General features: G+C 71.2%; 25 protein-coding genes and 3 pseudogenes. 16 read left to right on the forward strand and 12 right to left on the reverse strand.

Annotated elements, in window-relative coordinates; translation table 11 throughout:
• Positions 1-61 precede the first annotated feature (61 nt).
• The 3 genes from ABT114_RS43835 (at position 62) to ABT114_RS43845 (ending at position 3071) form a co-directional block, all read left to right on the forward strand.
• Positions 62-1642 (forward strand): ABC transporter substrate-binding protein, encoded by a 1581-nt coding sequence (locus tag ABT114_RS43835; RefSeq protein ID WP_351150985.1) that lies wholly within the window; start codon positions 62-64, stop codon positions 1640-1642.
• 81 nt (positions 1643-1723) lie between these two features.
• Positions 1724-2407 carry a uracil-DNA glycosylase gene (locus ABT114_RS43840; RefSeq protein ID WP_351150988.1) on the forward strand — a complete coding sequence of 228 codons (684 nt, stop codon included), beginning with the start codon at positions 1724-1726 and terminating at the stop codon, positions 2405-2407.
• A gap of 124 nt (positions 2408-2531) precedes the next feature.
• Positions 2532-3071, forward strand: a complete 540-nt coding sequence (locus tag ABT114_RS43845; RefSeq protein WP_351150991.1) for a hypothetical protein — start codon at positions 2532-2534, stop codon at positions 3069-3071.
• 20 nt (positions 3072-3091) lie between these two features.
• Here ABT114_RS43845 and ABT114_RS43850 read toward each other — a convergent pair whose 3' ends face one another.
• The 3 genes and pseudogenes from ABT114_RS43850 to ABT114_RS43860 form a co-directional block, all read right to left on the reverse strand.
• Positions 3092-3544, reverse strand: coding sequence for a hypothetical protein (locus ABT114_RS43850; protein WP_351150994.1), 453 nt, complete (start codon positions 3542-3544; stop codon positions 3092-3094).
• A gap of 114 nt (positions 3545-3658) precedes the next feature.
• Entirely contained in the window at positions 3659-4171 is a 513-nt protein-coding gene (locus ABT114_RS43855) for a DinB family protein (protein ID WP_351150996.1), read from the reverse strand.
• 112 nt (positions 4172-4283) lie between these two features.
• Positions 4284-4550 (reverse strand): annotated as a pseudogene (locus ABT114_RS43860) (TetR/AcrR family transcriptional regulator); the annotation flags it as partial.
• Positions 4551-4558: 8 nt separating this feature from the next.
• On the opposite strand from ABT114_RS43860, the pseudogene ABT114_RS43865 reads away from it, so the two are divergent.
• A pseudogene (locus ABT114_RS43865) lies at positions 4559-4747 on the forward strand (hypothetical protein); the annotation flags it as partial.
• On the forward strand, positions 4719-5630 hold the full coding sequence (locus ABT114_RS43870; protein ID WP_351150999.1) for a Gfo/Idh/MocA family protein: 912 nt from the start codon (positions 4719-4721) through the stop codon (positions 5628-5630). The pseudogene ABT114_RS43865 and the gene ABT114_RS43870, both read left to right, overlap by 29 nt.
• Here ABT114_RS43870 and lnt read toward each other — a convergent pair.
• Complete coding sequence (gene lnt, locus ABT114_RS43875; RefSeq protein ID WP_351151002.1) at positions 5548-7122, reverse strand: apolipoprotein N-acyltransferase; 1575 nt, start codon at positions 7120-7122, stop codon at positions 5548-5550. The genes ABT114_RS43870 and lnt overlap by 83 nt on opposite strands.
• 74 nt (positions 7123-7196) lie before the next feature.
• Entirely contained in the window at positions 7197-7688 is a 492-nt protein-coding gene (locus tag ABT114_RS43880; protein WP_351151004.1) for a nuclear transport factor 2 family protein, read from the reverse strand.
• Positions 7689-7808: 120 nt separating this feature from the next.
• Between ABT114_RS43880 and ABT114_RS43885 the strand changes: the two genes are divergently transcribed.
• Positions 7809-8438, forward strand: coding sequence for a hypothetical protein (locus ABT114_RS43885; protein ID WP_351151006.1), 630 nt, complete (start codon positions 7809-7811; stop codon positions 8436-8438).
• Positions 8439-8441: 3 nt separating this feature from the next.
• On the opposite strand, the gene ABT114_RS43890 is transcribed toward ABT114_RS43885, so the two are convergent.
• Positions 8442-9317 carry a YhjD/YihY/BrkB family envelope integrity protein gene (locus ABT114_RS43890; protein ID WP_351151007.1) on the reverse strand — a complete coding sequence of 292 codons (876 nt, stop codon included), beginning with the start codon at positions 9315-9317 and terminating at the stop codon, positions 8442-8444.
• Positions 9318-9514: 197 nt separating this feature from the next.
• Positions 9515-10720: a PP2C family protein-serine/threonine phosphatase gene (locus ABT114_RS43895; protein ID WP_351151010.1), complete on the reverse strand. Its 1206-nt coding sequence runs from the start codon at positions 10718-10720 to the stop codon at positions 9515-9517.
• Between the two features lie 201 nt (positions 10721-10921).
• Here ABT114_RS43895 and ABT114_RS43900 point away from each other — a divergent pair, with 201 nt between their 5' ends.
• Positions 10922-11053 (forward strand): hypothetical protein, encoded by a 132-nt coding sequence (locus ABT114_RS43900; RefSeq protein WP_351151012.1) that lies wholly within the window; start codon positions 10922-10924, stop codon positions 11051-11053.
• On the opposite strand, the gene ABT114_RS43905 is transcribed toward ABT114_RS43900, so the two are convergent.
• Positions 11040-11219: a hypothetical protein gene (locus ABT114_RS43905; RefSeq protein ID WP_351151015.1), complete on the reverse strand. Its 180-nt coding sequence runs from the start codon at positions 11217-11219 to the stop codon at positions 11040-11042. The two genes, ABT114_RS43900 and ABT114_RS43905, sit on opposite strands and share 14 nt — an antisense overlap.
• Positions 11220-11422: 203 nt before the next feature.
• Positions 11423-12298 carry an undecaprenyl-diphosphate phosphatase gene (locus ABT114_RS43910; RefSeq protein WP_351151018.1) on the reverse strand — a complete coding sequence of 292 codons (876 nt, stop codon included), beginning with the start codon at positions 12296-12298 and terminating at the stop codon, positions 11423-11425.
• 302 nt (positions 12299-12600) lie between these two features.
• Between ABT114_RS43910 and ABT114_RS43915 the strand changes: the two genes are divergently transcribed.
• The 4 genes from ABT114_RS43915 to ABT114_RS43930 are packed head-to-tail and all read left to right on the forward strand — an operon-like array spanning position 12601 to position 15990.
• The gene (locus ABT114_RS43915; protein ID WP_351151020.1) at positions 12601-13824 is read left to right on the forward strand and encodes a Gfo/Idh/MocA family protein; all 1224 of its coding nucleotides are present in this window, start codon (positions 12601-12603) and stop codon (positions 13822-13824) included.
• On the forward strand, positions 13821-14750 hold the full coding sequence (locus ABT114_RS43920; RefSeq protein ID WP_351151023.1) for a DUF6807 domain-containing protein: 930 nt from the start codon (positions 13821-13823) through the stop codon (positions 14748-14750). The genes ABT114_RS43915 and ABT114_RS43920 overlap by 4 nt, the downstream gene beginning before the upstream one ends.
• Positions 14744-15475, forward strand: a complete 732-nt coding sequence (locus ABT114_RS43925; protein WP_351151026.1) for a cupin domain-containing protein — start codon at positions 14744-14746, stop codon at positions 15473-15475. The genes ABT114_RS43920 and ABT114_RS43925 overlap by 7 nt, the downstream gene beginning before the upstream one ends.
• Positions 15472-15990: a GNAT family N-acetyltransferase gene (locus ABT114_RS43930; RefSeq protein ID WP_351151029.1), complete on the forward strand. Its 519-nt coding sequence runs from the start codon at positions 15472-15474 to the stop codon at positions 15988-15990. The genes ABT114_RS43925 and ABT114_RS43930 overlap by 4 nt, the downstream gene beginning before the upstream one ends.
• A 139-nt stretch (positions 15991-16129) precedes the next feature.
• On the opposite strand, the gene ABT114_RS43935 is transcribed toward ABT114_RS43930, so the two are convergent.
• A complete protein-coding gene (locus ABT114_RS43935; protein ID WP_351151032.1) occupies positions 16130-16600 on the reverse strand; it encodes a winged helix-turn-helix transcriptional regulator in 471 nt (156 codons plus the stop codon).
• 107 nt (positions 16601-16707) lie between these two features.
• Between ABT114_RS43935 and ABT114_RS43940 the strand changes: the two genes are divergently transcribed.
• On the forward strand, positions 16708-17877 hold the full coding sequence (locus ABT114_RS43940) for a thiolase family protein (RefSeq protein WP_351151035.1): 1170 nt from the start codon (positions 16708-16710) through the stop codon (positions 17875-17877).
• Between the two features lie 7 nt (positions 17878-17884).
• Here the strand turns inward: ABT114_RS43940 and ABT114_RS43945 are convergent, their stop codons facing one another.
• Positions 17885-18652, reverse strand: coding sequence for a TVP38/TMEM64 family protein (locus tag ABT114_RS43945; protein ID WP_351151038.1), 768 nt, complete (start codon positions 18650-18652; stop codon positions 17885-17887).
• A 389-nt stretch (positions 18653-19041) separates the two neighbouring features.
• Here ABT114_RS43945 and tuf point away from each other — a divergent pair, with 389 nt between their 5' ends.
• The 4 genes from tuf (at position 19042) to ABT114_RS43965 (ending at position 23068) form a co-directional block, all read left to right on the forward strand.
• Entirely contained in the window at positions 19042-20211 is a 1170-nt protein-coding gene (gene tuf, locus ABT114_RS43950) for an elongation factor Tu (RefSeq protein ID WP_351151041.1), read from the forward strand.
• Between the two features lie 97 nt (positions 20212-20308).
• Positions 20309-21154 (forward strand): spermidine synthase, encoded by an 846-nt coding sequence (locus ABT114_RS43955; RefSeq protein WP_351151043.1) that lies wholly within the window; start codon positions 20309-20311, stop codon positions 21152-21154.
• Between the two features lie 221 nt (positions 21155-21375).
• Entirely contained in the window at positions 21376-22308 is a 933-nt protein-coding gene (locus ABT114_RS43960) for an MIP/aquaporin family protein (RefSeq protein ID WP_351151046.1), read from the forward strand.
• Positions 22309-22630: 322 nt separating this feature from the next.
• Positions 22631-23068 carry a DUF4442 domain-containing protein gene (locus ABT114_RS43965; RefSeq protein ID WP_351151056.1) on the forward strand — a complete coding sequence of 146 codons (438 nt, stop codon included), beginning with the start codon at positions 22631-22633 and terminating at the stop codon, positions 23066-23068.
• 317 nt (positions 23069-23385) lie between these two features.
• On the opposite strand, the pseudogene ABT114_RS43970 reads toward ABT114_RS43965, so the two are convergent.
• Positions 23386-23776, reverse strand: a pseudogene (locus ABT114_RS43970) (sugar phosphate nucleotidyltransferase); the annotation flags it as partial.
• Between the last annotated feature and the right edge of the window lie 188 nt (positions 23777-23964).

Here is a 23964-nt window from a genome sequence, read left to right on the forward strand (position 1 = left end):
CTCGCGTGGCACTGCGGTATGGTCTGCCGACCCTTGGTATGGCAGATCGAGGAGCGTGCGCGTGTTCAACCGGAAGCGAAGCCTGCGGCAAGTGGCGGCGATCGCGTCCATATCCCTGGTGACTGGATGCGGCTACTTCTCGGACAGCGGCTCCGGCAGCGAGGGACCGATCGTCGTGGGGACGACCAGTGCCCCCAGCACGCTGGATCCGGCCGCCTCCTGGGACGGCTCCTGGGAACTGTTCCGGAACATCTACCAGACGCTGCTGGCCTACCCGAACGGCGCGACGACGCCCCAGCCCGACGCCGCCGAGAGCTGTGGGTTCACCGATGACTCCGACCGCACGTACCGCTGCAAGCTGCGCGAGGGCATGAAGTTCTCCGACGGGGACGCGCTCGACGCCTCGGCCGTCAAGCACTCGTTCGACCGGATCAAGAAGATCAACGTGTCCGGCGGCCCGGCCGGGTTGCTGGGCAGCCTGGACCGGGTGCAGGTGCTCGGCGACCGCGAGGTCGTCTTCCACCTCAACCAGCCCGACGCGACCTTCCCGTTCGTCCTCGCCACCCCGGCCATGTCCATCGTCGACCCCGACGACTACCCGGCGGGCGCCCTCCGCAAGGACGGCAAGGTCTACGGATCCGGGCCCTACAAGCTCCGGTCGTACGACGAGGGCAAGAAGGCCGAACTCGTCACGAACGAGAACTACAAGGGCTTCGCGGAGCGCAGAAACGATGCGGTGACGATCCGTTACTTCCAGGACTCGGCCGCCATGGTCAAGGCCCTGCGCGACAAGCAGATCGACGTGACCTACCGCGGTCTCGCCGCGGGCGACATCGTCGCCCTCGAGAAGAAGGACGGCGCGGAGAATCTCCAGCTGGTCGAGGGCGCGGGCACCGACATCAGCTACCTGGTGTTCAACCCGCGGGACCCGTGGGCCGGCAAGCTCGCGGTGCGCAAGGCCGTAGCGCAGGTCGTCGACCGGGCGGCGATCACCCACAAGATCTACAAGGACACCGTGGACCCGCTGTACTCCATGGTCCCCAAGGGTCTGACGGGCCACACCACGGGCTTCTTCGACGACTTCGGCGACCCGGACACCGCCAAGGCCCGCAAGTTCCTCACCGACGCGGGCATCACCGAGCCGGTCCCGCTCGCCTTCTGGTACACCAGCGACCGCTACGGCTCCGAGACGGCCCTGCAGTTCGCGGAGCTCAAGCGTCAGCTCGAGGCCTCGGGCCTGTTCACGATCACGCTCAAGGACCGGCCCTGGAAGACGTACGTCGAGGGCTACCAGAAGGGCGAGTACCCGGTGTTCGGGCGTGGCTGGTTCCCCGACTTCCCCGACGCGGACAACTTCATCGCGCCGTTCGTCGGCGAGCAGAACGCGCTCGGTACGCCCTACCCGGCGCATGAGATCACCGCGACGCTGCTGCCCCGCTCCCGTCAGGAGAGCGACCGCGCCCACGTGGAGAAGGACTTCGAGGAGGCCCAGCAGATCCTCGTCGACGACGCGCGGCTGCTGCCGCTGTGGCAGGGCAAGCAGTACGTGGCCGCCAACGAGGACATCTCGGGCGGGGAACGTGCGCTGGACCCGTCGACGATCATGATGATGTGGCAGCTGTCGCGCAAGACCAGCTGGTAGTGCCGTCCGCGGGGCCGAGTGTCAGTGGTCGCCTGTAGGTTCTGAGGCCTGGAAGCGACCGCACGACATAAGGACATTGACGTGACCGACACCGCCATGCTGCCCGAATCCTGGCGCGGGGTCCTGGGCGACGAGCTGCAGCAGCCCTACTTCAAGGGGCTGACGGAGTTCGTCGAGGAGGAGCGGGCGAAAGGTCCCGTCTACCCACCGCGCGAGGAGGTCTTCGCCGCACTCGACGCCACGCCGTACGAGCAGGTGAAGGTCCTGATCCTCGGCCAGGACCCGTACCACGGTGAGGGCCAGGGCCACGGCCTGTGCTTCTCGGTCCGCCCTGGGGTGAGGGTCCCGCCGTCCCTGCGCAACATCTACAAGGAGATGCACGAGGAGCTGGGCACGCCGATCCCGGACAACGGCTATCTGATGCCGTGGGCCCAGCAGGGCGTGCTGCTGCTCAACGCCGTGCTCACCGTCCGCTCCGGTGAGGCGAACTCCCACAAGGGCAAGGGCTGGGAGAAGTTCACGGACGCGGTGATCCGCGCGGTGGCCGACCGGCCCGACCCGGCGGTCTTCGTCCTGTGGGGCAACTACGCGCAGAAGAAGCTCCCGCTGATCGACGAAACTCGGCACGTGGTGGTCAAGGGCGCGCACCCCTCGCCGCTGTCGGCCAAGAAGTTCTTCGGTTCCCGTCCGTTCACGCAGATCAACGAGGCGGTGGCGCAGCAGGGCCACGAGCCGATCGACTGGACCGTCCCGAACCTGGGCTGACCGCCGCCGGGCCGGTCGCTTCCACGGCCGGCCCGGTGCCGCCTGCCCCGGATCGCCGGTGCCTGCCGTTAGCGTCGGTCAGGAAAGACCGGCCAGGACGGCCGACGAGCACGCGGAGGACACCGTGGCGGAGCGACAGGACCAGGCGGCGCCCGATGCCGTGCTGACGCGGATCGGGCAGGTTGTGATGCTGCATCACGGAGGCGACCGTGAGGAGGCCCGCCGCCGCTTCCTGGACCTGTGGGCGGAGATCGGCGAGCACGGTGACCCACTGCACCGCTGCACCCTGGCCCACTACCTCGCCGACACCCAGGACGATCCCGGCGACGAACTGGCCTGGGATCTACGGGCGTTGACCGCCGCCGAGGAACTCACGGACGAGCGGCTCGCCGGGCAAGCGGGGCAGGCGGGAAACGAGGGGGCGGTCGCTGCGCGGGCGCTGTATCCGTCGCTGCATCTGAACCTGGCGGCGGACTATGTGAAGCTCGGCCGCTCCGACGCCGCCCGCAGCCACGTCCGCCGGGCCCGCGGAGCTGCGGGAGCCCTGGGCGACGACACGTACGGGGACGGGGTACGGGCGGCGATCAGCCGGATGGAGCTGCGGCTGGGCGAGGGGGGCGACTCCGGCGGGGGGAGCTGGAAGCCGCCGCGACAGCGGTCCTGAAAGGGCGGCCTCCGCTCGCCTCAACGGCTGTACGTCTGCTCGCAGATCACCGCCTCCGGACTGTCCGCCCGCCAGCCCCCGTACTGCTTGCCGAGCGCGCACACGTCCGTGTTCTTCCGTACCGGCTCGGACACGTCCGGGGTCTCGACGCGCGGCTGTTGATGCCGCCGGGGCTCCGGATGCGGCGGCTGGGAGCGGTCGTGCGCAGGAGTGCGGGGAGCCGGCGCCTGCTGCGCAGGCGGCCTCGGTTCCGCGCGCCGGGACGGCCCTACGAGCTCCAGCGCCTCCCGCGCCGGCGCCTGCACGACCTGCGGATCGGCCTCGCCGTCCGGCCGGGGCACGGACGTCGGTGGGGGCGCCACCGGGGCCGTCGGAGGCCTGGACGCGGGCGGGTGCTGGACCGTCACACAGCCGGCGAGGGCCGAGACGGCCACGGTGACCAGGAGCGCTGCGGTCGTCGTCGTTCGATACACCCGCGCAACTCTGCTGGGTCCGCAGCCGTGAGGTACAGCGGACGAGCGGAGGTTGCCCCCCCCAAGGGTGATGTCCCGCCCCATAAGGAGGCTTCGGGCCCGCCGAGGCTGACGTCAGTCGCCCGTGACGCCGTCGATGCGCTCGCGGATCAGGTCGGCGTGGCCGTTGTGGCGCGCGTACTCCTCGATCATGTGCGTGTAGATCCAGCGCAGACTGAACGGCTCGTCGGTGAACCTGCTCGCGCCCTTGGAGAGGTCGTCGAGACCGAAGCCGGCCGCGTTGCGCCGGGCGGCCTCGATCTCGGCCTGCCAAGTGGCGTACGCCTCCTGCCAGGTGTCCGCCTCGGTGAGATGGAACTCGCCGTCCCGGTCCTCGTCGCTGTAGTAGATGGGCCCCGGGTCGGCACCCACCAGAACCTTGCGGAACCAGCTGCGCTCCACCTCCGCCATGTGCCGGACGAGCCCCATCAGGGAAAGCTCGGACGGCTGCACGGACGCGGTCCTGAGCTGGTCGTCGGTCAGGCCCTGGCACTTCCAGGCGAGCGTCTGCCGGTGGTAGTCCAGCCAGCCTTCGAGCATGGTGCGTTCGTCGGCGTTCTGGGCGGGTTCGCTGCGCTCGGGCGTCATGCCCGCATCATCCCCCAACTCGCCTTCTCCCACCAGGCGTTTTCAGTCGCCGGGCATGCGCCGGAGCAGTTCCCGCAGCGAGGCCCGGACCTCCTGCGGGCCCGGCACCCGGGTGGCGAAGGACCCCCGCCACGCAGGAGAACATCAGCCCGTCCACCAGCGAGGCCGGTGCGGCCCGCGGACCGGGCTTCTCCTCCAGCGTCAGCACCCGCGCCTCCCGCTCGGCCAGGCGCCGTACGGCGAGCTCCAGCAGCGCCTGCCGAGGCCGCGCGGGACTGGACGTCGAGCCCTGCGGGAGCCCGGCCGCCTCGTCGACCGCCCGGTGGGTGAGCCCGCGCATCCCGTGCTCGGCGAGCAGGGCGAGCGCGGTGTCGGCGATCGGGCCGGCGCAACACCGCGATCGCCGCGCTCTCCAAGGCGGGGCCGGCGCTCTTCCTGCGCGGCTTCGACGGCTTCGACGGCTTCGACGGCATCGCGGACCGGCGGCCCCCGCAGCGCCCGTATGCTGCCGTGCAGGCAAGCCCGGACAAGCAGGGAAGGAGCCCCCGTGAAGGTCGGCTGCATCGGACTCGGTGACATCGCGCAGAAGGCATACCTGCCGGTGCTCGGGGTCCAGCCCGGGGTCGAACTGCACCTCCAGACCCGGACGCCCGCGACCCTCGACCGGGTCGCCGACACCCTTCACCTCCCCGGCACCCAGCGTCACCGGGACCTCGGCTCCCTCCTCGCCCAAGGCCTGGACGCCGCGTTCGTGCACGCCTCCACCGCCGCGCACCCCGAGATCGTCACGCGGCTGCTGGAAGCGGGCGTACCGACGTACGTCGACAAGCCGCTCGCCTACGAACTCGCCGACTCCGAGCGGCTCGTGGCGCTCGCCGAGGAGCGCGGGGTGTCACTCGCTGTCGGCTTCAACCGGCGCCACGCCCCCGGGTACGCGCAGTGCGCCGAGCACCCGCGCGAGCTGATCCTCATGCAGAAGAACCGCATCGGGCTGCCGGAAGAGCCACGCACGATGATCCTCGACGACTTCATCCACGTCGTGGACACACTGCGCTTCCTGGTGCCGGGACCGGTCGACGACGTGAGCGTCCGGGCCCGCGTCCGCGACGGCCTGCTGCACCACGTCGTGCTCCAGCTCGCCGGGGACGGTTTCACCGCACTGGGCGTGATGAACCGCCTCAGCGGCTCGGCCGAGGAGATCCTGGAGGTCTCCGGCCAGGACACCAAGCGCCAGGTGGTCAACCTCGCCGAGATAATCGACCACAAGGGCCAGCCCACGGTGCGCCGACGTGGCGACTGGGTGCCGGTGGCCCGGCAGCGCGGTATCGAACAGGCCGTGCTGGCCTTCCTCGATGCCGTGCGTGCGGGCAAGGTCCTCAGTGCCCGGGATGCGCTGGCCACTCATGAGCTGTGCGAGCGTGTGGTGCGTGCGGTGCGGGAGCGCTCCGGCGCAGTCTGACCGCCCGTGCGCCCTCGGTGAGGCACAGCGCCGCGAGCACCAGCAGGGCCGCATGTGCCGGCCAGTCGCCGAAGCGGACGTACGGGGTGATACCCGTGGCCAGCGGCACCTCGTACACCTGCGCCGCGCTCGCGCTCGTCCCCAGCCACGACCCGATCCGTTCCCCACTCGGGCCGTACACGGCGGAGACCCCGGTCAGCGTCGCGTGCACCATCGGGCGGCCGGTCTCCGCCGCGCGGAGCGCCGCCAGCGAGGCGTGCTGCTCCGGGGCCCAGCTCTGCTGGAACGTCGACGTCGACGACTGGCCGACCAGTACGTCGGCGCCGTCCTCGGCGAGATGGCGGGTCATGTCGGGGAACGCGGTCTCGAAGCAGACCAGCGGGCCGATGTGCAGCCCGTGCCCGGCGTTCATCACCACCTGCTCGGTGCCGCGCCTGCGGTCCTCGCCGGCCGCCTTGCCGACGGAGGTCGCCCAGCCGAGCAGGGAGCGGGCCGGGACGTACTCGCCGAACGGGACCAGCCGCATCTTGTCGTAGCGGTAGCCGGTGGGGCCGTCCGGGCCCACCAGGATCGAGCTCTTGTAGATGCCGGGCCGGTCGGAGCGGTGGGCGTCCACATTGACCAGGATGTCGGCGCCGGTCTCCTGGGAGAGCGTGGCGATCCGCCGCGCCAGGTCGGGCCGGTCGCCGAGGTCGAAGCCGACGCTGCTCTCGCCCCAGACGATCAGGTCGACGTCCCGCCCGACGAGCTCACGCGTCAGCTGCTCCTCACGGGCGAAGCGATGGTCGCCGCTGTCGGTGCCGTCGATGATCCCGGGCTGGACCACGGCGATCCGGGCCCGTCCGTCGATGTCGGGCCGTGGCGACCACACCCAGGCCGCCGAGGTGGCCGCGGCGGTGGCGACGAGGCCGGCCAGGGCGGGCACCCGGGACTCCCGGACCGAGGCGAGGACGGCGAACGCGACGTTCACGGCCACCACCAGGAAGCTGAGCAGCCACACTCCGCCGACCGACGCGAGCCGCAGCGCCGCCTCCACCTGCCACTGGCTCGCGCCGAGCATGCCCCAGGGCCCGCCCAGGCCCTGCCAGGAACGCACCAGCTCGATCGCCAGCCAGCCCGACGGCAGCACGACGAGGGCGGCCATGACCCGGCTCCGTGAGGGCACCCCGGCCAGGAACCGGCGCACCAGCCAGGCCCACGGGGCCCACAGCACGCCCAGCAGGCCCGCTATGACGAGCGTGAACACGTGCAGGTTCGGCAGCAGCCAGTGGTGCATGCCCAGCATGAACCCGAACCCGCCGGCCCATCCGTCGTACGCAGCGCGCTTCCCGTTCGGGGCGGAGCGCGCCAGCAGGATCCACGGGACCAGGGCGGCGTAGGCGAACCACCACAGGGACGGGGCGGGGAAGGCGAGTACGGGCAGGGCACCCGCCAGTGCCGCGAGCGCGGCACGGCGCCACGGGGAGGCGAGCCACCGGTCGATCGTCCTCATACCGAGCCTCCCTACCCGGTCAGGGTGGTTCCAGTGTGCGCGCCGGGGGAGGAACTCCGACAGAGGGCCTCGGCTCAGTCGTCCACGGCGTTGGCCGGTCGGCCGGGCATGCGGCGCCACTTCTCCTCGACGACCACCTCGCGCAGCCGCCAGCCGTCGTACGTCCGCAGCAGGCCGAAGGCGTAGCGGCCGCCGCACACGAAGTCCGGCGGCGCGGCGGCCGAGTCGCCGTCGGGACCGGCGAAGCGCATGGGGTTGACGTAGTCGGCCTGGACCCGGGCCGTGTCCCCGGCGTCTTGCTCCAGGACCCCGAAACGCACCCGGCGGTTGACGATCAGATGCTGCCGCATGGAGAAGAGCCGCATGCTGTCGGCGAGCCAGGCGGCGACCTTCCCGGCGTCCCCCTCGACACCGCCGGCCGAGCGGTAGTCGGCGCGCCCGTCCGGGGTGAACAGGCCTCGGTACGCCCCCCAGTCCCCGTCGTCCACCGCCACCGCGTAGTCGGTGATCAGTCCGTCGACGGCCAGCCGGTCCATCACGGTCGCGAGCTCCACACGCTGCGTCATCGGCTCAGTGTTGGGCATGGGGCGGGCCGCGCCAAGGGGGCGTGCGGCGGTATTCGATGGTCATGGACAGTCACGCCCCGGGCGCCCCCGGGTGACAGACGTCATGTCAGTGTGCGTGGCGTGACAACGACGGAGAAGGAAGACGCGTTCGAGGCCGGAGCCGGAGCCGGAGCCGGAGCCGGAGCCGGAGCCGGAGCCGGAGCCGGAGCCGGAGCCGGTCGAGGACGTGGGAGTCTCTACCCGTACCGGGTGCGCGGGCGCGGACGCGGCGGGATCGTTCTGTGGATCGGTGGGCGGGGTGACGAACCCGACCAGGTGTTTGCCCTGGCGGGAGGCGGTCGTCGGCGCGTACCGGTGTTCGTGACTGGCCGGCAGATGCGGGCGTACGTGCGCCGGCACGGGTGGAGGACGGCCGCTTCCGAGGTCGGCACGCTGGAGCTGGTCCGAGTCCAGCACTGGCTGGACGATCCGATTCGCCGGAAGGTGCCGCCGGGCCCCGTGTTGGAGGCGTGGAACTTCTTCGAGGACCTGGCCCGAGGTGTGGACGCGGTCCACCGACTGCCCCAGCAGGGAGCGGTGCACAACAGCGCGTACGAGAAGCTGTTCGGAGGCGAGTCCGCCGCGTGGACGCCCGACGAACGACGCGCGGTACTGGAGCTGATCACGGCCGGGGTGGAGCTGTGGAACACCTGCCCGGTGATCGTGAATCCCCGGTACCACGGAGGACGGGCGGCGACTCCGGCTGCTTGAGGCCTACGTCTTCTCCGAGTCCTTGGGCCGACGATGAGAGACCTGCTCCCGTGCGGTGCGCCAACGCGAGCGGGTCTGTTCGACCACGCTGTCCCACTGGCGGCGGACCTCGTTGTCCGAAGGGCGGAGGCCCTGTCGGATCCGGATGAGTTCGCCGCGTACCTCTCGTCCCAGGGCCGCCGACGCGACGGTGACGAGCATGGCGCCGAAGAGTGCCGAGATCATCGCGAAGACGGCACCGACCGCTCCATAGCGTGAGGCGTAGGAGCTGAAGAGCCGCGGCAGGTAGAGGGTCGCGCCCACCGAACAGACCGCCGTCAGGACGGCCGCGGTGATGCCGAAGGGGAGCAGGTCCGGCCAGTCGATCCGCTTCGCGGACAGGATCCGGCCGCTCCAGACGAGGAAGACGGCGGTCACCGGTACCTCGCACGCCGCGGCCGTCAGTTCCAGCCGGCCTTCGCCGAGGACCGCGTAGATCCATCCGGTGACCGCCGTGTAGCCGGCGAGAGCGAGGACCCACCACAGGCCGTTCCGTGTGTTGCGGACGCTGAGGGGCTTCAGTTCCCAGGTCTGTTCGAACAGTCGCTGCGCGGCGCGCGCGAAGCTCAGCGCGGAGATCGTCAGGAACACGACCCCGAAGACGCCCACGCTCGTACCGGTGTTCTCGGCAGGGGAAAGGAGGGATCTGACTGCCTCGGCGCCTCCCCCGGTGAGGCCGTAGCGTTTGATGATCCGCTCCGCGGCGTCGTAGTCCGCGAAGTTGCTCATCAGGGTGCCGCCGAGGATCGCGAGCGGGATCACCGCGGTGAGCGCGCTGGATGCCAAGGCCATCGAGCGGTCGAAGCCCACGATCTTCTGGAACCGGTTGATGACGCGCAAGGCGAAGGAAGGACGCAGCCAGAACGTCAGCGTTCTGACCAGGCGCTCGCGATTGATCTCCGCCGTCCTGCCCTCCGTAAAGATCGGGACCTTCGTGGCGTTGCGACCTTAACGGACGGCCATCGGGGCGGCGAGGGGCGACACGGGAGCGGTACGGCCGAACGGCTGCGCGGCTCCTGGTGACCCGTCGTCCGCGGTCAGTCGGCCGGCTCCCGGGGTGACTCGTCGGCGTGGTGCCGGGAGTGGCCGTCGAGGGCGTGGGCGGCGAGGTGCGGCCGGTGCAGGTGACGGGACGGGGTGCGTTCGATCACCAGGACGGCGACATCGTCGGCGGGGCCGTCGCCCATGTGGCTGAGCAGGTCCTGGTGGATCTGACGCAGCAGGGCGTCGGGGCTGGTCGTGGGGAGAAAGGAGGCGACCCGTTCGGCGAGCGGGTAGAAGGCTCCGGTCGGTGAACGGGCTTCGACGACACCGTCGGTGTACAGCACGAGCAAGTCGCCGGCCTTGACGGTGATCGGATCGGTGGGGCGGGTCGGGACGGGCAGTTCGCACATGCCCAGCGGGGGTACGGGGTGTCGGGCGGGCAGGGCGGTGACCTGGTGATCGCGTACCAGCAGTAGCGGGGGATGGCCACAGTTGATCATCTCGGCCTGCGAGTCGTGGTCGGGGATGTCGAGCAGGAGCGCGGTGACGAAGTGCTCGCCGAAGTCGTGCTGGGTGTCTGCGACGTCCTGCAGGTTCCGGTGGACGCTGTCATCGACGGCGGCGACGAGCTCGGGCAGGGTGGCGTACCGGTGAGCGCCTTCACGGAAAGCTCCCAGCACCAGCGAGGCCTCGGCGATGGCCCCCAGGCCTTTTCCCCGGACGTCACCGATGAGCACGCGGGTGGCGGAATCGGCGGCGCGGGCGACCGCGAACAGGTCGCCCCCGATCTGGGTCTCGTCCTCCGCGGTCAGATACATCCAGGCCACGCGCAACGGTCCGACCCGGCGTGGTGGAGGCCGCAGCAGAACCAGCTGGGCTGTTTCGGCCACCGAGCGTGCCAGGCTCAGCGCACGGTCCCGCCGCTCCCGTATGTGGCGCAGGAGGACCACGAGGGCGGAGAGCACGGTCAGCGCGGTGATCTGGGACAGGTGGTTGGGTGTGGTCAGGCCGCCGTGGAGCATGGCGATGAGCACCTGCGCTGCCACTGTCAGGACCCCGACCAGGGCAGTCTGCCGCGTTCCGGCGACGGAGGCGGTGAGAGCGGGGGCGATGACCAGCAGTGGGCCCAGATGGACATCGTTCGGGACCTGGAGGTCCACCACGGTGATCGCCACGATCAGGACGATCGGGATTGCCACCAGCCCGCGGCTCAGCGGCTGCTCCAGGAGGTGATCCACCGACACGCGCCGGACGCTCATACGTCCATTTTGCGCCTTGCCCGGGGGTGCGGCCCGGGACTGTGGTCACGGGCGGCGGCCGGGGAACCGGCGCCGCGGCCGGTCGGTGTCTCGCGGCGGGCGGGCACGACGTGGCGGTGGCTACGTCCGTGATGGCCGAGGCCGCCGAGGAGGTGGCGCAGGAGTTGCGCACGGCAGGTTGGGCGCTGCGGCACCGTACGGGTGGACACCTCGGCCGAGGCGGACGGCGAGCGGCTCGTCGGCACGGCGACCGCGGCGCGGCGGGACGCCGGTCACGTGCTCCCCGTAGGGGATCTGCTCAGGAAGCCGTCGGCCGACTTCAAGCCGCCGTGATGACCTCGCCGCGGATCGCCGCGGCCCACTCGACGACCAACAGCGCGTACTCCGCCCGCTCCTGGGGCGACAGGGAGCCGCCCGCGCGCAGCCAGAGCGCCCGGATCTGCTCGTTCACCTCGGCAGCAGACCGCACGGAACCAGGGGCCACGGATTCGGGGGACATGCGGGCAAGCCTAGGCGCAAGCACTGACACTGCGCTACCGGGTGGCTACTCAGACCGTATGGGGTTGGTCACCGACGCGTGATCAGTCGATGACGCGTGATCAGTCGATCCGGACGACGAGACGGAGAGCGCGCTTACCGGCATCGCGGCAGAAGTCCCACGTGAGCAGCCGTGGCGGGTCCCCGAAGCCGTCGGACACCAGGTCAGCTCGCCGACTCCGCCGCGTGTGGGCTCAGCGCGCCCGTCGCGACCAGGGCGATGACGACGATGCCGAGGGCGACTCGGTAGTAGACGAACGGCATGAAGCTCTTCGTGGAGATGAACTTCATGAACCACGCGATGACGGCGTAGCCGGACGCGAACGCGATCACCGTCGCGAACATCGTCGGCCCCCACGCCACATGGTCGCTCTCCAGCGCGTCCTTGGTCTCGAAGACCCCGGACGCGAGGACCGCCGGCATGGCGAGGAGGAAGGAGTACCGGGCGGCGGCCTCGCGCTTGTAGCCCATGAACAGGCCGCCGCTGATGGTGGCGCCCGAGCGGGACACGCCTGGGATGAGGGCGCAGGCCTGGCAGAGGCCGAAGATCAGGCCGTCCTTCACGCCCAGGTTCTCGAGTGTCTTGCGCTGCTTGGGCGCCCGGTGCCGGCCGCCCTGCTCGTCGCGGGCCGCGAGCCGGTCGGCGATGCCGATGACGATGCCGACGACGATCAGCATGGTTGCCGTGACCCGCAGATCGCGGAACGGCCCCTCGATCTGGTCCTTGAGCGTCAGGCCGAGCACGCCGATCGGTATCGAGCCGACGATCACCAGCCAGCCCATCTGCGCGTCGTGGTTGCCGCGCATCGCCTTGTCGAACAGCGAGCGGGACCATGCGGAAATGATCCGTCCGATGTCCTTGCGGAAGTAGATCAGTACGGCGGTCTCCGTGCCGATCTGCGTGATCGCCGTGAAGGCCGCCCCGGGGTCGTTCCACCCCGAGAAGGCGGCGGTCAGCCGCAGATGCGCGCTGGAGGAGACGGGGAGGAACTCGGTCAGCCCCTGGACGAGTCCGAGGATGAGGGATTCAAACCAAGACATGAAGTGAGGGAGTCCAAGTGCCGATTGTGGAAGGGGCGAGGGGCCGCCGGGTCCGCCGTGCGGTGATACGGACACGCGTTCCGTCGCGCGCGTTGATCACGTGCGCCGTGGGGCAGCGTAGCGTCCCCGGGTGACAGGCCCACCACAGGGGTTTCGAAGGCGGTCGGTGAGGCGGTCGGCGTGGAGGCGCCTCCGGGTGTTGACCGGCCGCGGTGCCGCCGCATACGTTGCAGCGAAAGGGAAAGCGCTTACTGCCGCGCTGCCGTTCTGTTCGTCGCTCCGGAGGAGTGCTGATCACGTCCATGTCCACGCCCGCCGCCCACCCCGGGACGTCCCAGCCCCACTCCGCTCCGCTCGCCGCTCCGCTCTCCTCTCCGCTCACCGGCCGCCGCATCCGCGCCGCCGTCATCGGTACCGGCGCCATCGCGCGCGGTTCCCATCTGCCGGCGCTGGCCCAGCTGGCCGAGGAGGGCGAGACGGAGGTCGTCGCCGCGGTCGACATCGACGCCGTCGCCGTGCAGGAGTTCTGTACGGCGGGCGGGATTCCGCATGCGTACACCGACCTGGACCGGATGCTGCGCGAGCAGCGGCCCGACCTGGTCACCATCTGCACCCCGCCGACCCTGCACCGTGAACAGACGGTGGCGGCGCTGCGCGCCGGGGCCTGGGTGTGGTGCGAGAAGCCGCCGGTGCCGACCCTCGCCGACTTCGACGCCGTCGAGGCGGAGGAGGGCGCCGAGGCCGGTCCCTACGCGTCGATCGTCTTCCAGCACCGCTTCGGCTCCGGCTCCCGGCACGTCCGTGGGCTGCTCACCGAGCGGACCATGGGCCGGCCGCTCGTGGCGCACTGCCAGACCACCTGGTACCGCGACACCGCCTACTACGCCGTGCCCTGGCGGGGCCGCTGGCAGACCGAGGGCGGCGGCCCGGCGATGGGGCATGGGATCCACCAGATGGATCTGCTGCTCGATCTGCTCGGGCCGTGGGCCGAGGTGCGGGCCATGGCCGGTCGCCTGGTTCACGACGTGGAGACCGAGGATGTGTCCACGGCCCTGGTCCGCTTCGAGAACGGGGCCATGGCGACGATCGTCAACAGCGTCCTCAGCCCCGACGAGGTCAGCCGCATCCGCATCGACTGCGAGCGCGCCACCGTCGAACTCACCCACCTCTACGGGCACAGCAACGCCAACTGGCGCATCACCGCGGCCGCGGACGTACCGGCCGACGAGGTGGCGGCCTGGCAGGACTTCGGCGCGGACGTGCCCAGTTCACACCTGGAGCAGCTGCGCGAACTGGTGGCGAGCATGCGCGCCGGGGAACGGCCGCGCAGCAGCGGCGAAGACGGGCGCAGCAGCCTGGAACTGATCAGCGCGCTGTACAAGTCGGCGTTCACGGACGTCACGGTGCGACGGGGCGAGATCGGGCCCGGTGACCCGTTCTACACGGCCCTGCACGGGGGCGTACCCGGCTGGGCGCCCGCGACCGCCGTCGCACAGCCCGACACGAGCGAGGAAGTGCCCGCATGACGAACGGACTGCGCATCGTCCACGCGCACGGCGACCGCATCACCGTGACCGAGCCCACCACCGGTGTCGAGCTGCTCTCCTACGTCTACCGGCCGGAGGCGGCCTGGGAGGCGCCCAAGCCGTACGTCCACCCCATCCGCACCCTGGCCGGCGACGTCGTCACCGACTACCGGCCCAACGACCACCGCTGGCACAAGGGCCTGTCGCTGACCGCATCCCATCTGTCGGGGGCGAATCTGTGGGGCGGCAACACATACGTTCACGGAGAGGGATATCTCGAACTCCCAGAGCGTGTCGGCTCGATGGCGCACGTCACCTTCGACGAAGTCGCCTCGGACGGCGACCGTGTCGTCATCGCCGAACGGCTCACCTGGCACCCGTACAGCGGGGAGCTGTGGGCCGAGGAACAGCGCCGCGTCGAGATCCACGACGTCGACCCGGCCGCCGGCTCCTGGGCGCTGACCTGGACGACGGCCGTGACGAACCGGCGCGACGAGCCGCTGCGGTTCGGCAGCCCGACCACCGCCGGGCGCGAGACGGCCGGCTACACGGGCCTGTTCTGGCGCGGCCCGCGCGCCTTCCGCGACGGCCGCGTCATCGGCCCCGAGGGCGAGGGGCAGGAGCTCATGGGCTCCCAGTCGCCCTGGCTCGCCCTCTGTGGTGAGCACGACGGCACGGACGGTCACGCGACCCTCGTCTTCGCGCACGCCCCGGAGAACGACCACGCCGGCACCCAGGGCGCCCACCCCGCCCACTGGTTCGTCCGCAACGACCCCTTCGCCGGCGTCGCCCCGTCCTGGTCCTTCTACGACGAGCTCGAACTCGCCCCCGGCGACACGCTCACCCGCCGCTACCGGATCGTGGTGGCCGACGGGGCCTGGGAACGGGAGGAGATCGCCAAGTACCTGGAGGCGCACCCGTGGTGAGCGCGGCGGAGTTCGCCGGTCTGCCGGGCGGGGTCGGTCTCTCGCAGCTGTCGGTGTACGACTGGCCGGCGGCCGACGGCCTGTGCGGCGGAACCCCCCATATGCACCTGGCCTGTTCGGAGGCGTACGTCGTCACCGGCGGGCGCGGCGCCGTGCAGACGCTCACCGGGTCCGGGTACGCGGTCACACCGCTCGCGCCGGGCACGGTCGCCTGGTTTTCGCCCGGCACGATCCACCGGCTGGTCAACGAGGACGACCTGCGCATCACCGTCCTGATGCAGAACAGCGGTCTGCCGGAGGCGGGCGACGCGGTGCTCACGCTGCCTCCGCCGTACCTGACCGACCCGGAGACGTACGCCGCCGCGACGACGATCCCGGCCGACGCGCCCGAGGCGGAACGGGAGCGGATCGCCCGCGCCCGCCGCGACCTCGCCCTGGAGGGCTACCGGGCGCTGCGCGGCGCCGACGGGCCCGAGGCGCTGGCCGCCTTCCACCGGGCCGCCGGCGCGCTGGTGCGGCCCCGGATCACCGAGTGGCGCGAGCGCTGGCGGCGCGGTGCCGAGGCGGCCGCCGCGGCGACGGGGGAGCAGCTCGACCGCCTCGAACGGGGCGACCTCTCCCACCTCGGCGGGGCCGTCGTACGATCCGAACAGCCCTCGGAGCACGGGAGGTTCGGGATGTGCGGCAGGCTCGACGTGTACGAGATCCGGCAGGGGAGCATGTGAACGGACGGGCGGCCGGTCCGGTCCGCGACAGGACGGACGACGACCTCGCGGAGTGCGTGCGGGTCCTGTCCGAGGTCCATCGGCGTGACGGCTATCCAGTGAACTGGCCCGAGCGGCCCGGGGAGTGGCTGTCGCCGGCCGCCTCCCTCGGGGCCTGGGTGGCCGAACTCGACGGCCGTCTCGCCGGCCACGTCGGACTGTCGCGGAGCGCGGAGGGTGATCTTGCTCCCGGGCTGTGGGACGAGCGCACCGGTGCGGACGCGGAGTCGGCCGCCGTCCTCGGCCGGCTGTTCGTCGCGCCGTGGGCCCGGGGGTACGGCATCGGCGCCCTGCTGATCGACCGGGCCGTGCGGGAGGCGCGGCGACACGGTCTGCACCCGGTGCTCGACGTCGTATCCTCCGACACCGCCGCGGCCGCCCTGTACGAGCGGCTGGGGTGGGAGCGCATGGCGACGGTCGAGCAGTTGTGGGGGCCGGGGCGGACGGTGGCCGTGCACTGCTACGCCGGGCCCTGAGGGCCGCAGTTCCCCGCGCCCCTCAGGGGTGCGGGGCTGTGACATGTGCGGCTCCGCCGCGTGGGCGCGACCAGCCACGGCCGGCCCGCAGGTTCATCGGTCGGCCCGCAGCTTCATCACCGCGTTTCCAGTGAAGCGCTCAGGCCGCCGTCGGCCCCGTCACCGTCCAGCCCGGGGCCTGGGGGTGGGCCGTCAGGTCCTCGTGGCGGACCTCGTCGCCGCAGGCTGAGCAGGTGACGAGCGGGACCAGTTCGTTGCCGCAGACGTGCTCGATCACCATGGGGCGTTCGGCGTCCTTACGGAGATGACGGTCGCCCCATTCCATGAGGGTCATCAGGACCGGCTCCAACTCGAGCCCCGCCTGTGTGGGCCGGTACTCGAAGCGTTGCGGTCGCTCGCTGTAGACGCGCTTCGTCAGGACCCCGGCGTCGACCAGACGCCGCAGCCGGGTGGCCAGGATGTCGCGCGGGGCGCCGATGTTGCGCACCAGTTGGTCGAAGCGGCCGTTGCCCAGGAGCACCTCCCGCAGGACGAGCAGGGAGTACTTCTCACCGACGAGCGCCAGGGCGTCGGCGATGGAGCAGGGGCGCGGGTCTCGGGTGGCGGCCATGGAGCCAAGTCTAGGGGAGGGTTTGATTTTCCAACTCGTGGAGCTATGGTGAGTTTGAATTTCCTACTCACTGGTAGTGAGTCGCTGCTCGTCCTGGAGGCCCGCACATGCGTGATGCAGTGATCGTCGAAGCCGTACGCACCCCGATAGGCAAGGGCAAGCCGAACGGCGCCCTCGCGCACGTCCACCCCGTCGAGCTCCTCGCCCACACCCTGCGCACCCTCGTCGACCGCTCCGGCGTCGACCCGGCGCTCATCGACGACGTCATCGGCGGCACGGTCACCCAGGTCGGTGAGCACTCCGTCAACATCACCCGGCAGGCCGTGCTGTCGGCGGGCTTCCCGGAGTCGGTGCCCGCGACCACGGTGGACCGCCAGTGCGGCTCCTCCCAGCAGGCGGTGCACTTCGCGGCGCAGGGCGTGATCTCGGGGGCGTACGACCTGGTCGTCGCCTGTGGTGTGGAGTCCATGGGCCGGGTGCCGATGGGATCGGCGGTGCTGCCGGGCACCGACCCCTTCGGTCCCGGGGTCGCCGGGCGCTACCCGGAGGGCCTCGTGCCGCAGGGCATCAGTGCCGAACTCATCGCGGCGAAGTGGTCCATGACGCGTGAGGAGTTGGACGCCTTCGCGGTCTCCTCGCACCAGAAGGCGGCCGCAGCCTGGGACGCGGGCCTCTTCGACGCCCAGGTCGCCCCCTTGGAGGGCATCACCCGCGACGAGTGCGTACGGCCCGGCAGCACCACGGAGATCCTCGCCGGCCTGAAGCCCGCCTACTACGACCCCGGTTTCGCCGAGCGCTTCCCGCAGATCGAGTGGAACGTCACCGCGGGCAACGCCAGCCCGATCAACGACGGAGCCTCGGCCGTACTCATCATGGCCGGCGAGACCGCGGCTCGCCTCGGCCTGCGCCCGCTGGCCCGCCTGCACAGCTTCGCCGTCACCGGCTCCGACCCGCTGCTGATGCTCACCGGCGTCATCCCGGCGACCGAGAAGGTACTGCGCAGGGCCTCCCTGACCCTCGACGACATCGACCTGTTCGAGATCAACGAGGCGTTCTCCAGTGTGGTGCTGGCCTGGCGGCAGGAGACCGGCGCCGACCTCGCCAAGGTCAACGTGCACGGCGGCGCGATCGCGCTCGGGCATCCCCTCGGCGCGAGCGGCACCCGTCTGACCACGACCCTGGTCCACGCGATGCGCGAGCGCGGAGCCCGCTACGCCCTGCAGACGATGTGCGAGGCGGGCGGCCTCGCCAACGCCATGATCCTGGAAGCCGCATAACAGGTCGTCAGCTGGGCCGCAGGTGGTGGCGCTTGCGCCACGCCACCACCGCGCCCACCAGCGCCGGTACGGCGATACAGGCCATCGCGATGAGGAACGCGGGCGACGTCGGCGCGGAGGCACGGGCGCCCGCGACGACGTACGCGGCGGTGTTCGGAACCGACCCGAGCGCCGTCGCGAGCAGGAACGGCAGCCAGCCCATGCGGGAGACGGCGGCGCAGTAGTTCGCCGCCCAGAACGGCACCCCGGGGAACAGCCGGGCCGCCATCATCGAGCGGAAGCCGTGCCGGCTGAGCTGCCCGTCCGCCGCCTTCAGCCAGCGGCCCCGCAGCAGCGGCCGCAGCGCGTCCTGCCCGAGCACCCGGCCCAGACCGAAGGCGATCCCGGCGCCGAGTACGGTGCCCGCCAGTGCCGAACCGACCCCGAGCTGCGAGCCGAACAGCGCGCCCGCCGCCAGGTTCAGCAACGGCCGTGGCACGAACGCCACCGTGCACAGGCCGTACGCCACGCCGAACACCACGGCTGCCGCGGCACCCCCGACATGCGGTGGCCAGCCGTGCGCCAGCAGCTTCTGCGGCTCGAAGAGCAGCACGCTCGCCGCCGCCGCCGCGAGCAGCACGACGAGCAGCGCGAACCGGGACCAGGGCGAGAGCAGCACTCTCGTGCAGCGCGAGCCGAAACCGGCGGGCGTGGACAGGGCGACGGTGCACTCCGTCGCGGCGGCCCGGGGAGAGGCCGTGGCGGTGCCCCCAGAGCGGGTGGTGGCATCGAGCATCCGGTGACAGTAACCGACTTACGTGTGTGATCGCCGTATGGCCCCCGGGAAAACCGCGTCCACGCGCGCGTGAAAACCGCGTCCACGCGCGCGTGCCCACGCAGGTCGTGGCCCGGAAAACCATTCGACGTGAGGTGACGCGTCGGCAATGATCGGTGTCATGTTCCGGTACGCCTTCCTCCTCGCAGCATCCGCGGTCGCGGATGCCCCGAAGGCTGCCGTTCCCGTGGTCGTCGCAGCAGTCGACGGCGCCCGAAGCTGACCCTCTCCGGATAGTCCGGCGGACCCCGCAGGGGGAGGGTCGGCCAGTTTCTCGGGGTCCCTGTCCCGGCCGCGCTCCGAGCGCCGGGACCATCACTCGGCTCACTGAGAGGCTTCGAGGTACCGCCATGCCCAAGACGGCATACGTGCGCACCAAACCGCATCTGAACATCGGCACGATGGGCCACGTCGACCACGGCAAGACCACCCTGACCGCCGCCATCACCAAGGTCCTCGCCGACCGCGGGGCCGGCACGTTCGTGCCGTTCGACCGCATCGACCGGGCGCCGGAGGAGGCCGCCCGCGGCATCACCATCAACATCGCGCACGTCGAGTACGAGACCGACACCCGGCACTACGCGCACGTGGACATGCCGGGCCACGCCGACTACGTCAAGAACATGGTCACCGGGGCCGCGCAGCTCGACGGGGCGATCCTCGTCGTCTCCGCGCTCGACGGGATCATGCCGCAGACCGCCGAGCACGTGCTGCTCGCCCGTCAGGTCGGCGTCGACCACATCGTCGTCGCGCTCAACAAGGCCGACATGGGCGACGAGGAGCTCTCCGACCTCGTCGAGCTGGAGGTCCGCGAACTGCTCACCGCGCACGGCTACGGCGGCGACGCCGCCCCCGTCGTACGCGTCTCCGGGCTGAAGGCCCTGGAGGGTGACCCGCGCTGGACGGCGTCGATCGAGGCGCTGCTCGACGCGGTGGACACGTATGTGCCCATGCCGGAGCGGTACGTGGACGCGCCGTTCCTGCTGCCGGTGGAGAACGTGCTCACCATCACCGGCCGGGGCACCGTGGTCACGGGCGCCGTGGAGCGCGGCACGGTCCGCGTCGGCGACCGGATCGAGGTGCTCGGCGCCGGTGTCGAGACCGTCGTCACCGGCGTGGAGACCTTCGGCAAGCCCATGGCGGAGGCGCAGGCCGGTGACAACGTCGCGCTGCTGCTGCGCGGGGTGCCGCGTGACGCGGTCCGGCGCGGGCACGTCGTCGCGGCGCCCGGCAGCGTGGTGCCCCGGCGGCGCTTCACCGCGCAGGTGTACGTGCTGTCGGGGCGCGAGGGCGGCCGTACCACCCCGGTGTCGACCGGATACCGGCCGCAGTTCTACATCCGCACCGCGGACGTGGTCGGCGACGTCGACCTCGGCGAGACGGCGGTCGCCCGCCCCGGCGACACCGTCACGATGACGGTCGAGCTGGGCCGCGAGGTCCCGCTGGAGCCGGGGCTCGGTTTCGCCATCCGCGAGGGTGGGCGGACCGTCGGGGCGGGGACCGTGACCGCCGTCGGGTGACGGGTGCTCCATGGGCGGGGGACCGCGGGGCCGGCCAGGGCCGGTCGCGCGGTCCCCCGGGCCACTCCGGGGCGCTCCACGCGGGCACAATGGGAGGGTGAACGAGCCCATACCCGTAAGCCGAGTCGTCGATCACGGGGCCGCCAAGCTGATGCCCGACGTCGACCGGGAGCGGGCCTGGCTGCTGACCGTCGACGGGGCACCGCAGTCGTACGTCGACCTGGACGAGCCGACGCATCTGGAGTTCGAGTACGCCCGCAGGCTCGGGCACGTCCTGGACACCGTCGCGGAGCCGGGGCGTCCACTGGACGCGCTGCACCTCGGCGGGGGCGCGCTCACGCTGCCCCGGTACCTGACCGCGACCCGGCCCGGCTCCCGGCAGGACGTCGTCGAGGCCGACGAGGGCCTGCTGAAGCTGGTCGTCGAGTACCTCCCGCTCCCGGACGGCGCGGGCGTCACCCTGCACGCGGCCGACGCCCGCGTCTGGCTGGAGGCCGCCCCCGACGACTCGGCCGACGTCCTCGTCGCCGACGTCTACGGCGGCTCCCGCGTCCCCGCGCACCTGACGTCCCTCGGCTACGCCCGCGAGGCCCGGCGAGTCCTGCGCGACGGCGGCGTCTACCTGGCCAACCTCGCCGACGCCGCGCCCTTCGCCTTCCTGCGCTCCCAACTCGCCACCTTCGCCGCGGAGTTCCGGGAACTGACGCTGATCGCCGAACCGGGCGTACTGCGCGGCCGCCGCTTCGGCAACGCGGTGCTCGTCGCCGCGCACCACCCGCTCGACACCGCGGCCCTGGCCCGGCTCGCCGCCGCCGACGCCTTCCCGGCGCGCGTCGAACACGGGGCCGCGCTGAGGGACTTCATCGGCGACGCGCGGCCCGTACGGGACGAGGACGCCGTACCGTCCCCCGAGCCCCCCGACGGGGCTTTCGGTATCGGCTGAACCGTTCTCAGCGCCCGGCTCGCCCTGGGTCACCGGCTTGGTCCTCCGGCGCGGGCGCCCACACGAATGGCCGATCGAAGGGCAACCGCCTCTGCGTTCGCAGGCTCGGGCGGGACATGGCGTCACCGAGCCCGCAGGTCCAGGTCACGGTAGGATGACCAGCATCGGAGGGAGGGGATCGAGCGCCTGTCGGCGCGACAGATGACAGTCTGGGAGGTTCCATGGCTGTAGAGATCCCGCCACTTCTCAAGCCCTCTAGGCTCAGACGCCGTGGAGGCCTGTGGGGCGAATGCCTGGCAGAGTTCCTCGGGACATTCGTTCTCATCTCCTTCGGCTGCGGTGTGGTGGCCATGACGGTCGCGGCCCTGCCGGGGTCGGGTCGTACCTCGGGGCCCACGACATTCTTCTGGGGAGCAGGGGACTGGCTGCTGATCGCCTGGGGTTGGGCACTGGCCGTGACCTTCGGTGTGTACGTGGCCGGGGGAGTGAGCGGGGCGCACCTCAACCCGGCGGTGACCCTGGCATTCGCGGTGCGCCGGAAATTCGCCTGGGCCAAGGTCCTCCCGTACATGGCGTCGCAGCTGATCGGGGCATTCACCGGTGCCGCGCTGGTCTACGGGGTCTACCACGACGCGATCAGCACCTTCGACGCTGCCATGAAGGGCCCGAAGACCAATGGCCACACGCTCGCGTCCTTCTCCATCTTCGGCACCTTCCCGGCGCCGTATTTCCATGGCGGCATCTGGGGACCACTGATCGACCAGATCGTCGGCACCATGTTCCTGGTGATGCTGATCGTCGCCGTCGTCGATCTGCGTAACACCGCTGTGAAAGCCAACTTGGGGCCCTTGATCATCGGATTCGTCGTAGCGGCGATCGGCATGTCTTACGGGGCGAACGCCGGCTACGCCATCAATCCGGCCCGTGACCTGGGCCCGCGCCTGCTCACCTGGGCTGCCGGCTGGCAGGATCTGGCGATGCCCGGCACCCTGTCGGGGTCGTTCAGCAACTACTTCTGGATCCCCATTGTCGGGCCGCTGATCGGCGGCGTGATCGGAGTGCTGGTGTACGACCTGTTCATCGGGGACGTCCTGCACATCCGTGCCCAGCAGTCGACCGGAGGAGAAGTCGGACTGACGCTGGATGATGAGTAGCGTTCGGCCCGGTCAGCTCTCCGTCGGGTCCCCGTGCAGCCGCACCGTGCTGAGGATCTGCGTTGGGCTGCTGATGGCCGGGCTGCTGGTACGGATTCGACTGTTGGTATCCCGGCTGCTGGTACGGGTTGTTCTGCCCTTGCGGGTTGTGCTCGCCCCCGGGCGGCTGCTGTTGTCCTGGTCACATGCCGAGCAACCCTGGTGCCGCCTGGGACACGAATTGGTCACTGACGCTTGTCGGGGGCGTACCGAAGGCGGAGGCCCAGGGTCTGGCCAGCGGAGGCTACTCGTGGGTAACGTGTCGGTCATGAGCGCAGATCAGATGTCGATCGGCGAGTTGCTCGCCGCTACGGTGCCCATGGTTCGGACCCTGAACCTGGAGTACCTGGAGACCACTCCGGAGAAGGCCGTCCTCGCCCTCCCGGACCAGAGCGAGTACCGCAACCACGTCGGCGGACCGCACGCCGGAGCGATGTTCACCCTCGGCGAGTCGGCCAGTGGCGCGATCGTCCTGGCCGCCTTCGGCGACCAGCTCTCCCGCGCCGTGCCGCTGCCGGTCAATGCCGAGATCGCCTTCAAGAAGATCGCGCTCGGCCCGGTCAGGGCCACGGCCACGCTCGGCCGCCCGATCGCGGAGGTCGTCGCCGAACTCGACGCGGGCAAGCGCCCGGAGTTCCCCGTCTCCGTCGCCATCCAGCGCGAGGACGGCGCCGTGACCACTGAGATGACGGTCGTCTGGACCCTGCGCCCCAACAGCTGACTCCCGTCACGGAAGAGGGACCCGGCCGCGGGTACGTCGTTTCCGGCCGGGACCCTGTGGTGTCGTCGGGCCGTTGGCCGTTGGCCGTTGGCCGTTGGCCGTTCGCCGTTGGCTTGTGGCTGACCGGCCCCGCCCCGTGTCGGCTGTCCGTCGGCGACCTGTGACTGACTGGCTCCGACCCGCGTCGGCTGTCCGTCAGCGGCCTGTGGCCGCCGCCCGTTTCCTGGCGCGCGTCTGTCGTCCTCGTCAGGCCGCGATGCCCTCGTCGTCGTTCCCGCACTCCTGGGCCGGCTGCCGGTGCCCGTCGGCTTCGGTGTCCCCGAGCCCCCGACGAACTCCTTGAGCCAGGCCACGAACTGCGGTCCCAGGTCGGGGCGGTCGCAGGCCAGGCGGACGACGGTGCGGAGGTAGTCCGCCTTGTCGCTGGTGTCGTAGCGCAGGCCGTCGAAGACGACGCCGTGGACCGTGCCGCCGGTGGCGAGTTCCTGGAGGGCGTCGGTGAGTTGGATCTCGCCGCCGCGGCCGGGCGGGGTGCGTTCGAGGACGCCGAAGACGGCCGGGTCCAGGACGTAGCGGCCGATGACCGCGTAGTGGCTCGGTGCGTTCTCGCGCGACGGCTTCTCCACCAGGCCCGTCACGCGGGACGACGCCGTCCTCGTCGGTCGGCTCGACGGCCGCGCAGCCGTAGAGGTGGATCCGCTCCGGGGGGGACCTCCCAAGTTCATCGGCAGGGCTCCGCCGTTTACGGCGGGGGTGTAGCCGATCTGGTCGTAGCGGCGCGGAGCGCCGCAGGGTCCGGTTTGTCCATGAGCCGACGCGGAGCGTCGGGGCTGCTTCGCGGCGGAGCCGGGGAGCAGGGTGTGGTCAGGCCGGGCGCTGCTGCTGGCGGATGTACT

The sequence above is a fragment of the Streptomyces sp. NPDC002088 genome (assembly GCF_040296605.1).
GTDB lineage: Bacteria > Actinomycetota > Actinomycetes > Streptomycetales > Streptomycetaceae > Streptomyces.